Origin of the sequence: Frondihabitans sp. PhB188 (assembly GCF_003752365.1) — a bacterium.
Lineage (GTDB): Bacteria > Actinomycetota > Actinomycetes > Actinomycetales > Microbacteriaceae > Frondihabitans.
In genome coordinates, this window is the sequence record NZ_RJUO01000002.1 from 345,286 (window position 1) to 358,127 (window position 12,842).

Annotated in this window: 10 protein-coding genes; 3 read left to right on the forward strand and 7 right to left on the reverse strand. The window is 70.7% G+C overall.

What is annotated here, in order from left to right:
• Positions 1–6: 6 nt before the first annotated feature.
• Positions 7–3,063, reverse strand: a complete 3,057-nt coding sequence (locus EDF46_RS06555) for a glycoside hydrolase family 2 TIM barrel-domain containing protein (RefSeq protein WP_233579908.1) — start codon at positions 3,061–3,063, stop codon at positions 7–9.
• Between the two features lie 88 nt (positions 3,064–3,151).
• On the opposite strand from EDF46_RS06555, the gene EDF46_RS06560 reads away from it, so the two are divergent.
• Both EDF46_RS06560 and EDF46_RS06565 read left to right on the forward strand, forming a co-directional pair.
• Positions 3,152–3,748 carry a TetR/AcrR family transcriptional regulator gene (locus tag EDF46_RS06560; RefSeq protein WP_233579909.1) on the forward strand — a complete coding sequence of 199 codons (597 nt, stop codon included), beginning with the start codon at positions 3,152–3,154 and terminating at the stop codon, positions 3,746–3,748.
• A gap of 87 nt (positions 3,749–3,835) precedes the next feature.
• Positions 3,836–5,245, forward strand: a complete 1,410-nt coding sequence (locus tag EDF46_RS06565; protein WP_123505903.1) for an aspartate aminotransferase family protein — start codon at positions 3,836–3,838, stop codon at positions 5,243–5,245.
• Between the two features lie 25 nt (positions 5,246–5,270).
• Here EDF46_RS06565 and EDF46_RS06570 read toward each other — a convergent pair whose 3' ends face one another.
• Both EDF46_RS06570 and EDF46_RS06575 read right to left on the reverse strand, forming a co-directional pair.
• Entirely contained in the window at positions 5,271–6,641 is a 1,371-nt protein-coding gene (locus tag EDF46_RS06570) for a PQQ-binding-like beta-propeller repeat protein (protein ID WP_123505483.1), read from the reverse strand.
• Positions 6,642–6,715: 74 nt separating this feature from the next.
• Complete coding sequence (locus EDF46_RS06575; RefSeq protein WP_123505484.1) at positions 6,716–7,225, reverse strand: MarR family winged helix-turn-helix transcriptional regulator; 510 nt, start codon at positions 7,223–7,225, stop codon at positions 6,716–6,718.
• Between the two features lie 168 nt (positions 7,226–7,393).
• Between EDF46_RS06575 and EDF46_RS06580 the strand changes: the two genes are divergently transcribed.
• Complete coding sequence (locus EDF46_RS06580; protein WP_123505485.1) at positions 7,394–8,680, forward strand: NtaA/DmoA family FMN-dependent monooxygenase; 1,287 nt, start codon at positions 7,394–7,396, stop codon at positions 8,678–8,680.
• A 309-nt stretch (positions 8,681–8,989) separates the two neighbouring features.
• Here EDF46_RS06580 and EDF46_RS06585 read toward each other — a convergent pair whose 3' ends face one another.
• The 4 genes from EDF46_RS06585 to EDF46_RS06600 are packed head-to-tail and all read right to left on the reverse strand — an operon-like array spanning position 8,990 to position 12,639.
• The gene (locus EDF46_RS06585) at positions 8,990–9,940 is read right to left on the reverse strand and encodes an ABC transporter permease (protein WP_123505486.1); all 951 of its coding nucleotides are present in this window, start codon (positions 9,938–9,940) and stop codon (positions 8,990–8,992) included.
• Positions 9,940–10,980, reverse strand: coding sequence for an ABC transporter permease (locus EDF46_RS06590; RefSeq protein ID WP_123505487.1), 1,041 nt, complete (start codon positions 10,978–10,980; stop codon positions 9,940–9,942). Before EDF46_RS06590 ends, EDF46_RS06585 begins: the two co-directional genes overlap by 1 nt.
• Entirely contained in the window at positions 10,973–11,773 is an 801-nt protein-coding gene (locus EDF46_RS06595) for an ABC transporter ATP-binding protein (RefSeq protein WP_123505488.1), read from the reverse strand. The genes EDF46_RS06590 and EDF46_RS06595 overlap by 8 nt, the downstream gene beginning before the upstream one ends.
• Positions 11,770–12,639, reverse strand: coding sequence for an ABC transporter ATP-binding protein (locus EDF46_RS06600; RefSeq protein WP_123505489.1), 870 nt, complete (start codon positions 12,637–12,639; stop codon positions 11,770–11,772). Before EDF46_RS06600 ends, EDF46_RS06595 begins: the two co-directional genes overlap by 4 nt.
• Positions 12,640–12,842: the final 203 nt, after the last annotated feature.

The window sequence follows — 12,842 nt, forward strand, 5'->3', positions numbered from 1 at the left end:
CCGGGCTCAGGCCCGCCCGAAGACCAGCCGCAGCGTCCGGGCCTCGGGCCGCAGCGCGAAGAGCGGCCACACGTCGACGCCGCACGCCCGCGAGCCCAGGCCGTTCTGCGCGGCGTCGACGTAGAGGTGGGTCGCGGTCGACGGCGGCAGCTCGTGCGGGTGACCGGCGACGGCGACCTGCTCGGCGGTGTGCCGCGCGAGGGTGAAGCCGGGCAGGCCGCGGTGGTCCGGCAGCGCGGTGATCCGCATGGCGCCGTCGAGGTCGAGCGTCCTGAACTCGGAGCGGTGTCCGGTCTCCTGCGGACGGGCGTAGCCGGCCCCGAGCTCGTCGATCGGCGCCGAGTACCGCCCGACGAGGGCTGCGCGCCGGCTGTCCGGGTACGACTCGAGCGGGCCGGTGCCGAACCACGACGCCGTCTCGACCTCGGCCGGCAGGTCGAACCGCAGGCCGAGGCGGGGCAGCACGAGGTCCCAGCCGGCCGACGGCGCGATGTGCGCGGTCAGCAAGACGTCGTCGCCGTACGGCTCCCAGACCGTCTCGACGGTGATCGAGTGGCGCGATCCGGCGGGGGCCCAGCGGGTGAGGCGGGCTACGCGACTCGGGCCGGCCTCCGAGCTCAGGATTCTCGGCGTCATGCGGTGGAGCCCGGCGGCCTCCCACTGCTCGGCGAGCGAGAACGCCTGAACTCCGCGCCCGAGGTTCGGCAGGACGCCGGCGATGTCGTAGCTGCCGCCGTGGCCGAGACTGTCGTTGTCCGTCGGCGCCCGGAACACCGAGAGCGTCGGGCCCGACGCCGCGAGCCCGGCCAGAGCGCCGAGGGCCCCGTCGGCGTCGAACGCGGCCGGCAGGAGGTCGCCGCCGGAGCGCGCGGGGCGACGCCGGGGCGCGGGCGGAGTGAGGTCGTGCTGCGCGGCTGCGAGCACGTGGCCCGCCGGCGCCCACGCCGTGTCGTCGCTCAGGACGGCTGACACGGTGAGCCACGTCTCGCCGCCCGGCGACGACGTCTCTCCTGAGACGGCGCCGGCCGGCAGGTCGACGCTCACGGACTCCCCCGCCGCGACGATCCCGGCGTCGAGGTCGCCGGACGCCGTGACGACGCCGTCGGCCTCGAGCCGCCAGGTGAGGCGGACGTCGGAGGAGTCGCTCGAGTGGCGGTGGTTCGAGACGGTGATGCGCGTTCCTGCGCTCTCGCTGTCAGCGAAGGCGAAGCGGAACGGCGCGACCACCGCGGCCCACTCGTGCAGGCCGGGCGTCGGCGTGTCGTCGCTCAGGATCATGCCGTCCATCACGAAGTTGCCGTCGTGCACGACCTCGCCGAAGTCGCCGCCGTATCCGAAGAACTCAGCGCCGTCGGCCGTGCGTGTGCGGATGCCGTGGTCGCGCCACTCCCACACGAAGCCGCCGTGCAGGCGCGGGTAGCGGTCGACGAGGTCTTCGTACTGGTCGATGGCGCCCGGGCCGTTGCCCATGGCGTGGACGTACTCGCAGAGCAGGAAGGGGCGGGTGCGCAGGCGGGCCGACTCGGCGGCGCTCGCGAGGTGGAGCAGCTCGGTGGAGTCCTGGCCGATCGACTCGGTCTCGGGGATCGACGAGTACATGCGCGAGTAGACGTCGGTGTAGGCGCCCTGCAGGTCTCCTTCGTAGTGGACCGGCCGCTCGGGGTCGCGGTCGTGCACCCAGGCGCTCATGGCGGCGAGGTTGCGCCCGGTGCCCGCCTCGTTGCCGAGCGACCAGAGCACGATGCTCGCGTGGTTCTTGTCGCGCTCGACGGTGCGCTCGATGCGGTCGAGGTAGACGTCGCGCCAGCGCGGGTCGTCGCTCGGGTTGTCGACCCAGGCGTCGGCGGGCCGCGGGCCCCAGCCCTCGAGGCCGGTCTGCGAGCCGCCGCGCTCGAAGCCGTGCGTCTCGAGGTCGCACTCGAGCACGACCCAGAAGCCGAGCTCGTCGGCGAGGTCGAGCAGGCGCGGGTGCGGCGGGTAGTGGCTGGTCCGGATGGCGTTGACGTTGAAGCGCTTCATCCGCGCGAGGTCGGCGCGGGCGTGCTCCTCGTCGAAGACGCGGCCGCGGTCGGGGTGCGCCTCGTGGCGGTTCATGCCGTGGAAGACGAGGCGGCGGCCGTTGGCGAGCAGCCGGTCGCCGTCGATCAGGATGGTCCGGAACCCGATGCGCTGCGTGACCGTCTCGCCCTGCGCGGTGACGACGGCCTCGTACAGGCGCGGCGACTCGGCCGACCAGGGCTCGGCGCCGGGGACGGCGAACGGCGCGACGTCGGCGGCGGTGGCCCACTCGACGGCCACCCCGAGTTCCTGAATCGTGAGCGTCACCGGGAAGGCGTCGTCGGCCGCCCGCACCTCGGGGTCGAGCGCGGCCCCGTCGGCAGCCGACCAGGCCGTGCGCAGCCAGACGTCGTCGATGCCGCCCGCGGGCCGGGCCTCGACGGTGACCTCGCGGAAGATGCCGGGCAGCCACCACTGGTCCTGGTCTTCGACGTACGACGCGGCCGACCACTGGTGCACGCGCACGGCGATGCGGTTGCCGCCCTCGCGCAGCAGCCCCGTCACGTCGAACTCGTGCGCGAGGCGGCTGCCGGCGGCGGTGCCGACCGGAGACCCGTTGAGCCAGACCTTGAAGGTCGACTCGACCCCGTCGAAGCGCAGCGTCTGGGAGGCGGCGCGCAGGAACTCCGGCCCCACCTCGAAGTCCCTCACGTGATCGCCCGTCGGGTTGTCGTCGGGCACGAACGGCGGCTCGACCGGGAACGGGAACTGCACGTTGGTGTAGATCGGCGCACCGCGGTCCTCGCCCGCCGGTTCGGCGCCGTCGCCACCGAGCACCCAGTGCGACGGCACGGCGATGGTGCTCCAGTCCGAGACGTCGAAGCCGTCGGCGGCGAACGCGTCGTCACCGTCGGCGCGGGGCCGCAGCCGGAACGCCCACCGTCCTGAGAGATCGGCCCGGGGCGCGTCGCTGTGCAGCCACGACCGCGCCGGCACGGCACGGCCGCTCGGCGTGAGCACGCTGCCCGGGACGATGTCGGTCACGTAGGCCGGGGTGCTGCTCACGGGGGAATCTCCTTCGATCGGTGCGTGGTGCGACGCTAGCATGAAAGGAGAGTGGTTACACTCCTTTCATGCCCCCGCAGGAACTGCCGTGAGCCCCCGGTCCACCGGCGTCCGCGGCCCCTACGCCAAGAGCGCCGCCCGCCGCACGGCGATCCTCGACGCCGCGCGCGAGGTGTTCGCGGCTCAGGGGTACCGGGCCGGGAGCGTGCAGGATGTCGCCGACGCCGCCGGGGTCAGCCAGTCGGCCGTGCTCCACCACTTCCCCGCCAAAGAAGACCTGCTGCTCGCCGTCCTCGCCGACCGCGACGCGCGCGGCGACGACATCAAGGCCGGGCTCGGACTCGTCGACGGGGCCCGCGCGCAGGTCGCGCACAACACGGGCACCCCGGGCATCATCGAGCTCTACACGACCCTCTGCGCCGAGGCGACCGGACAGGCGCACCCGGCGCACGACTACTTCGTCGAGCGGTTCCGGCGCACGCGCGAGCTGTTCGCCGGTCAGTTCCGCGACCTCGCCGAGCGCGGGCTCCTGCGCGACGGCGTCGACCCCGAGCTCGCCGGCGCCGGCTTCGTGGCGCTGTGGGACGGCATCCAGCTGCAGTGGACCATGGACCCCCGCCAGGTCGACGTGTGGGCGGCGCTGCGGCACTACCTGTCGCTGGTGCTGCGCGACGACGTCGGGTGAGTTCCTGCGCCGAACCGGCACTGCAACGGCGCCCGAGTGACGAATCGGCCATGGGGCCCACGGTGACGGCCCGGCACGATGGTCGCCATGACGACCACCGACGCGGCGCCGACCACGACCGAGACGCCCTCGGCATTCACCCCGCTGGAGGCCGCCGGGCGCGACCACCTGTGGATGCACTTCTCGCGCATGGCCCCGTTCCAGGAGAAGCCGATGCGCGTCATCGACCATGCCGAGGGCGTCTACCTCTGGGACGACCGCGGCCACAGGATCCTCGACGGCCTGGCCGGCCTGTTCGTGGTCCAGGCCGGGCACGGGCGGCAGGAACTCGCGAGCGCCGCCGCCGACCAGGCCGCCAAGCTCGCGTACTTCCCGAACTGGGGCACCACCTCCCGTCCGGTCATCGAGCTCGCCGAGCGCCTCGCCCACTACGCCCCCGGCAGCCTCAACCGCGTCTTCTTCACGTCGGGCGGCGGCGAGGCCGTCGAGAGCGCGTGGAAGGTCGCCAAGCAGTACTTCAAGCTGACCGGCAAGCCGCAGAAGCACAAGGTCATCTCGCGCATGTCGGCCTACCACGGCACCACGCACGGAGCCCTCGCCATCACGGGCCTGCCCGCCATGAAGCAGGCGTTCGAGCCGCTGGCGCCGGGCGGCTTCCGCGTTCCGAACACCGACTTCTACCGGGCCTCCGACGAGTGGGGCGGCGACGAGGCGGCCTTCGGGCTGTGGGCCGCGAACCGCATCGAGGAGGCGATCCTCTTCGAGGGAGCCGACACCGTCGCGGCCGTCGTGCTCGAGCCCGTGCAGAACTCCGGCGGCTGCTTCACCCCGCCGCCCGGGTACTTCGAGCGGGTGCGCGCGATCTGCGACCGATACGACGTGCTCCTCGTCAGCGACGAGGTCATCTGCGCGTTCGGCCGCCACGGCACCATGTTCGCCTGCGAGAAGTTCGGCTACGAGCCCGACATCATCACATGCGCCAAGGGGATGTCGAGCGGCTACGGCCCCATCGGAGCCATGATCGCCAACGAGCGCGTGATGGAGCCGTTCTTGACGGGCACCGACTTCTTCCCGCACGGGTACACCTTCGGCGGTCACCCGGTGTCGGCCGCCGTGTCGCTGGCCAACCTCGACATCGTCGAGCGTGAAGGCCTGAACCAGCGCGTGCTCGACAACGAGGCGGCGTTCGGCGCGACGCTCTCGAAGCTGAAGGACCTCGACATCGTCGGAGACGTCCGCGGGGACGGCTACTTCTGGGCGATCGAGCTCGTTCGCGACAAGGGGTCGAAGGCGCTGTTCGACGCCGCCGAGCGCGAGCTCCTGATCAAGCAGTTCCTGCCCGGGGCGCTGATGGACAACGGGCTCTACTGCCGGCCCGACGACCGCGTGAACCCGGTGATCCAGCTGGCGCCGCCGCTCATCGCCGGCCAGGCGGAGTTCGACGAGATGGAGCAGATCCTGCGCGGAACACTGCAGCAGGCCCAGGCCCTAGTCTGATTCCCGGAGGCCGACGCCTGCCGCGTCACGTGCCCGGAACCCGGTAGCCGACCAGGGTCGACGAGTTCGGGCTCTGGAACACGGTGCCCGAGGCGACGGCGAGTGTCTGCGGGTAGTAGAAGTACGCGCTGTCGATGGGGAGCGCCGCGAGGGGGGCCGTGGCGGTGGCCGTCGTGGAGTAGGCGAGGAGGCGGTACTGGTCGCCGACGCACGTCCCGTTCTGGAACTCGCCGTACTCGTTGACGATCCAGACCACATCGCCGCCGCGCACCATGCCCTGGGCGAAGTCGCCGACTTCCGTCTGCCACTTCACCGTGCCGGTGGACGCCGACAGTCGGGCGATGTGTCCGGCGAACCGCGCCTCGCACTTCGTCGGGTCGGGTTCGTGAGACGTGCGGTACGTGATGAACAGGTTCGTCGAGTCGGCGCCCGCGATCCCGATGATGTCGGAGTCGTAGCTGTCGACCGCGGTCGACCAGAGGGGCTTGCAGGAGGCGGCGCCGCACCCCGCCGCCGGGAACGCGGCGACGGCGTCGGAGACGTTGACGAAGACGCGACCGCCTGCGAGCACCGGGGTTCCGTACGAGAATGCCGGGTCGCTGGTCCACTTCTTGCGGCCGGTGGTCGCGCTGTACGCGACGAGGCCTTCGCCGCCGCTGGTGTAGAAGGTTCCGCCGCCGACCGCAAAGCCGTAGACGAAGTCGATGCCGTCGTTGTTGTTCGGCGTGTACGAGTGCTTCCAGAGGAGCTTGCCGGACTTCACCGAGAACGCGAGCACGGGGTAGCCCGAACCGAAGAGGAACACGCGGGTGCCGTCCGTCGTGGGAGTACCGGGATAGGTGCGGTCCGCGCCAGGGGTCGTCGCCTTCGGCAGGAAGGCCCGAGCGGTGATCGCGTGCTTCGCCACATCCACGACGAGGACCCCGCCTGCGGGCGAGGTTCCGAACGAGATCAGGACGGTCGATCCCGTTCCGGTCATGCCGTACCCGTAGGAGCTGACGGCGTAGGGCAGGGCCATGCTCCAGAGGGCCTTGCCAGTTCTGGGCGACGAAGCGTAGAAGCGCGGAGACGTGGTACCCCCGACGGTGTACACGACACCGCCGAGGACCACCGGCGGGTACGAGCCGCCGGTCCGGTTCGTGGCGGCGAAGGCCTGCGTGATCTTTCCCGCATTGCCGGCCGTCAGGACGTGCTCGCCGGTATTCGTCGAGCTGCTCCCGGCTGATCCGTACACGCCCGTCCACTGATCGGGAGGGGAGGCGGCCGCAGCCGGGCTCGCGACCCCGGGAGCGAGGGCGGCCGCGAGAGACACCGCGAGGGCGATGGTCAGGACGGCCCATCCGCGACGTGCTCTCGTCGGTCGGACGGACGGCTCAACTGGTGTGCGACGGTGCACGAGAACTCCTCATCTAAGACAATGAGGCGATCATATTCTCGGATTCGCTCCGGCGCCGCTCGGGTCGGTCGCGCCTATGCGGGATCGCCCGGCGCGAAGCCGTCGCCGAGCCGCCGGAGCAGCTCGATCAGCTGGGCGCGCTCGCTGCGGGAGAGCGGCCCGAGCTGCACTTCCTCTTCGGCGACGAGCGCCAGCATGGCCTCGTCGACCATCTCGCGGCCGACGGGCGTCATGCAGACGAGCACACCGCGGCCGTCTTCCGGGTTCTTGCGGCGCTCCACGAGAGCGCGCTCCTCGAGCAGATCGAGCCGGTTGGTCAGGGTGCCGCTGGTGACCATCGTGACCTTGACGAGCTGGGCGGGGCTGAGCTGGAACGGCTCGCCGGCGCGGCGCAGGGCCGCGAGCACGTCGAACTCCCAGATCGCGAGGCCGGCGCCCTTGAACGCCTGAGCCCGCAGGGTGTTGAGCCGCAACGAGACGCGCCGGAGCCTCGACATCACGTCGAGGGGGGAGAAGTCGGTCTCGGGAAGCTGACCGGCCCACGCATCGATCAGCAGGTCGACCTCGTCGCTGCTCGTGGTCATGCTCCGAGAATACTGCGGAGTGCCCGTGCACTGGCCGGGGGATGGCCCCAATCAGCGAACCCCCAGCGCAATCAGCCGTTACTCCGGCGTCACGACCGTGAAATGCGCCGCCCCTGTACTGGCTGATGGAGGGTCGTGGCACGGCGCCGCGCCCGGATGGAGACGCGAATGTTCCACATGGGATGGTTTCTGAACTACTCGGTCCCGAGCTGGGCCAAGGACTGGTCAGGCGAGGCGGCCCGCGACTGGGTCAAGCCCGACCTCTACATCGAGCTCGCGAAGGCGATGGAGCGCGCCCGCTTCGACTACATGATGCTCGAGGACGGCGCCTTCATCCCCGATGCGTTCGAGGGCACGAGCCGCTACTACCTCGAGAAGGCCAACCACGCGCCGAAGCTCGACCCGGCGACGCTGGTGCCGCTGCTGCTCGACGCGACCCGCCACCTCGGCGTCATCATGACGCTCGCCACTCCCTACTACCCGCCCTTCGCCGCCGCGCGCCTGATGTCGAGCCTCGCGCTGCAGTCGGACGGCCGCGCCGGCGTCAACCTGGTCACCGCGCACAACGTCCGCACGGCTCAGAACTTCGGCCGGGACGAGCACTACGAGCACGACTTCCGGTACGAGATGGCCGACGAGTGGATCGACCTCGTCGGCCGGCTCTGGGACTCCTGGGAGGACGACGCCGTCGTCGGCGACCACGAGTCGGGGGTCTTCGCCGACCACACCAAGGTGCACCTGGTGAACTTCGAGGGCCGCTTCTACAAGTCGCGCGGACCGCTCAACACCATCGCCCCGACCGGCGGCCATCCGATCGTCTGCCAGGCCGGCGGGTCGCCTGCGGGCCGCAGCCTCGCCGCGAAGTACGCCGACACGGTCGTCGCATCGGTACCGGGGATCGAGGCGATGAAGGAGTACCGCGCCGACATGGACGAGCGGCTGATCGCCGCGGGCCGCAAGCCCAGCGACGTCAAGATCCTGTTCACCATCTCGCCCGTGCTCGGCGAGACCCACGAGGAGGCCGTGGCGAAGAAAGCGCGCATCGACGCGACGACGATCGAGGACTCCCTCTCGCGTCTGTCGTGGTCGAGCGGCATCGACTTCTCGCAGTTCGACCTGGATTCCCCCCTGCCCGAGATCAAGACGAACGCCGCGTCGTCGTCGACCCTCGGCATGCTGCAGGGCTCGAACCCCGAGACGACGCTGCGGGAGATCGCCTCGCGGCCGGTCCGCCTCGGCTCGCTCGAGGTGAGCGGGACACCCGACGAGGTCGCCGCCGTCATGGGCGAGGCCATGGACGAGGTCGGCGGCGACGGCTTCCTGATCGCCGGCCAGCTCACCCGCCGCTACATCACCGAGGTGACCGACGGGCTCGCGCCGGCCCTGCGTCGCCGCGGGCTGATCCGCAGCGAGTACAGCGGCACGACCCTGCGCGAGAACCTGCAGGCCTTCTAGCCCGACCGTCAACACGGGGGCCCGCTGCCGTCCGGCCCGGCGGAGGGCTCCCGCCGTGGCTCGGCGCCGGCGCGCCCCCGTGCGTGCAGGGCCGCCCCGCGTCGGCGGGGGCTGGTAGGCGTCGGCGGGCGGGCGGAGACCCGCCGAACCCGACGCACGCCCGCCGACGCGGTGCCCGCCGCACGTGCGTCCCGGCGGGAGCCCGGGGCCGACCCCGTCGGCGGCCTGCCCCCTCCCTCCCGTGAACGCCGAGATCGCACCCGCGCCACCGTGCGATGGCGCAAATGCGATCTCGGAGAGACGGATGGGCTAGCGCGCCTCGGCAGCCGCCTCGGACGACGGAACCACGGGCGACGACGACGCCGCCGCGGCCGCCAGCTTCTTCGGCGCGATCCGACCGAACAGGGCGTGCGACGCGTTCGAGAAGGCCCAGACGGTGATCATCATCGCGATCGACGGGAACGCCGCCGACCACCAGCGCCCGGTGAGCGCGTCGTTCGTGGCCGACGAGATCATCGAGCCCCACTCCGGCGTCGGCGGGCGGAGTCCGACTCCGACGAAGCCGAGGGCGGCGGTGAGCAGGATGCTCGTGGCGAAGAGGAACGACATGTTCTCGAGCGCCACCCAGATCGAGTTCGGCAGGACATGGCGCGCCAGCAGCTTCAGCTCGTTCTGGCCGGCCATGCGGGCGGCGTCGAGGTAGGCCTCCTTGCGGACGCGGAGCACCTCGATGCGCACGAGCCGCATCTGGATCGGCGCGAGGATGATCGCCATTCCGACGGTCAGCGATATGACGCTGGCCCCGAAGAACGACACGATCACGAGGCCGAGCAGGATGGCCGGCACCGCCTGGAGGAGGTCGAACAGGCGCGTCGTGCCGCGCGCGACGAGGCCGGCCGCGCCGCGTGCCGACTCGAACCAGCCGATCCCGAGGCCGAAGACGACCCCGATGACCGTGCAGAGCAGCGTGGTGGCGACAGCGATGACGAGGTTGTAGCGCGCCGCCCCGATCACGCGGGAGAACACGTCGAGGCCGACGCTGTCGGTTCCGAACAGATGCGCCATCGACGGGGCCGACGACACCGCGCCTGAGATGGTGGTGGCGCTGTACGGCGTGAGGAAGGGCCCAACGATCGCGAGCAGCACGATCAGGAGCGACGGCAGCAGCAGGAGGAAGTCGATCCGGCGGCGCGGGAGCTTCGCAGAGTACTTGCGGCGCTCGGCGCGGGCCGCGGTGAGCGGCAGGGTGGCGGTGGTCATCAGTTGCTCCCTACTGAGCCCGGACGGCGCCGGGGGTCGACCGTCATGACCGCGAGGTCGACGATCATGTACACGATCAGGGTGATCCCGGCGACCACGAGCAGGAAGCCCTGGATCGCGGGGTAGTCGGTCGAGAGGACGGCCTTCACGGCGTACGAGCCGAGGCCGGCGAAGCCGAACAGCGACTCGAGCACGATGGTTCCTCCGACGAGGTAGCCGAACATCTGGCCGACGAGGGTGACGACGGCGGGGGCCGCGCGGCGGTAGACGCTGAGGACGGTGGCGCGTCGGCCGCTGCCGGTGGTGATGCGGAACGCGGTGGCGGGATCCTGGATCGCGCCCTGGAGGCTCGACACCAGCACCTTGATGACGACGGCGGACGACGCGATGGCCATGACCGCGATCGGCAGGACGAGGTGGGCCGCCATCGAGATCGCACCGGCCGTGTAGCCCTGGATCAGCGTGTCGAGGAAGGGGAACCCGGTAATCACGGTCTGCGTGGGCAGGTCGGTCGACAGGCGCCCGAGCGGAGCCGGCGCGACGTGCAGGACGGTGAAGAAGACGAACAGCGCCCACACCGCCAGCACGAACTCGGGCAGGGCGCCCGCGGCTCGCGAGTAGACCAGCACGATCCTCGCGAGCACCGTCTTGGGGTGGAACACGGCGACGTACGACAGCACCAGGCTGAGCAGCACCGTGAAGAAGAGGCCCTGGACGGCGAGCTCGAGGGTTCCCGGCAGGCGGGTGCCCATCTCGCTCATGACGGCCCGGCCGGTCTGGATCGAGCTGCCGAAGTCCAGGTGCAGGATCTCGACGATGTAGCGGCCCAGCTGCGACCAGACGCTGCCGTCGAGCCCCAGGGCCCTCTGCATCGTCAGGTACGCCGCCTGGGTGTAGTTCGGGCCGAGAACGCTCGCCACCGGGTCGCCGGGGACCAGGCGGAGCAGCAGGAACGTGATGATGGCGAACACGAAGAGGTGCAGGGGCAGGAGCAGTACGCGGGTGATCCACCAGCGCTGCCGCGACAGGAACTCAGGCAACTTCGGCCTCCAGGGTCTCGGGCACGGCGCGGTAGCCCGCGAGGAGCTTCTTCGTGTAGTCGGCCTCGGGCTCCGTGACGACGCGGCGCGTGGAGCCCGCCTCGACGAACTCGCCCTGGAACATGACCCGCAGCTCGCTCGAGATGAACGAGGTGGCGGGCAGACCGTGCGAGATGAAGATGATGCCGGCCTCGCGGTCGCGGTGGTACGTCTTCAGGAAGTTCAGGATGCCGCCCTGCACGGAGACGTCGAGGGCCGACACGACCTCATCGCAGACCAGGATGCGCGGCTCGACGATCAGGGCCCGCGCGATCGCGAAGCGCTGGCGCTGACCGCCCGAGACCCCCTCGGAGGGGCGATCGGCCATCTTCGGGCTGAGGCCGAGCAGCTCGACGACCTGGTCGGTCTTCTCGTAGGCCTCCTTGCGGCTGAGCCCGGTGAGGCTCATCGCCGGGTACATGATCGACTCGCGCAGCGAGTGGCGAGGATCAAACGATGACGTGGTGTCCTGCCCGATCAGCTGAACGTCGCGGCGGAACTGAATCAGCTTCGGCTTCGACGCGCGGATGTCGGCGATCTCCTCGCCGTTGAAGCGGATCGAGCCGCTCGTGGCGGTCTCGAGCGCGCAGAGCATGCGTCCGAGCGTCGACTTGCCCGAGCCGGACTCGCCGATGATGCCGACCGACTGGGTGTTCGAGAAGCGGTCGGTGAGGCCCTTGACGGCGACGTGGCCGCGGCGCTCGGAGCCGAAGCGCTTGGCGACGTCCTCGAGGACGAACTCGGCGGCGTTCATGCGGCGGCCCCCTGCTTGGCGGCGCTCGTCGACGCGGTGAGGAAGAGGTCGAGCGTCGGCAGCTCGTCGTCGTCGAGGTGCTCGAACGTCGGCACGCAGGCCAGCAGGCCCCGGGCATAGGGATGCGTCACCGTCTCGGTCAGGGTCGCCGATGCGCCCTGATCGACGAGGGCGCCGTGGTACATGACCAAGGTGCGATCCGAGAACTCGGTGCACATGGCGATGTCGTGGCTCACGATCAGGAGGGCCGTCCCGAGCTCGGTGGTGAGGCTCGTCATCAGCTCCATCGACAGACGCGACAGCGAGGCGTCGAGCGCGCTGGTCGGCTCGTCGGCGATCAGGAGGCGCGGGGCCGAGGCGAGAGCGAGGGCGAGCATCACGCGCTGGCGCATGCCGCCGGACAGCTCGTAGGGCTTGGCCTTCATGACGCGCTGGGTGTCAGCGAGGCCGACGCGGTCGAGCCAGTCGATGGCGCGCACGCGCGCCGCCTTCTTCGACATGCGCTCGACGTTGCGGAGGATCGCGACGAGCTGGTCCTCCACGCTCCACACCACGTCGAGCGACGTCGAGGCGTCCTGGAACATCATCGTGATGCCGGGGATGCGCTCGGGGAGGACCGCGCCGGCGTTCCGCTCGATGGGGGCGCCGTCGAAGGTCAGCGCCGTGCTCGTGACGTCGATGCGCTCGTCGGTCAGGAGTCCTGCGACTCCTCGGGCGAGCGTCGACTTGCCCGAGCCGGACTCGCCGACCAGGGCGACGACCTCGCCGCGGCCGATCTGGAAGGTGACCTCGTCGACCGCTCGCGTCGGGGTGCCCGGGTACTGGATGCTCAGATTCCTGACGTCGAGGAGGGACTCTGCGCTCATCGGTGTGCTCTCATGCTCGATCGTGCCTTTCGTCGAGGGATCGGACCGGGGCCCGAGTCACTAGACGAGATCGTTCGGCGGGCCCCGCGAACGTGGGACAATTCTGGGCGACGGGTGTTTCGAATCGACCCGCGGATCATTACGGTGACATTTCGCCACCCTGGCGAAAAGTCCTGACCCGGGGCCGAAACAATCGCCGACTT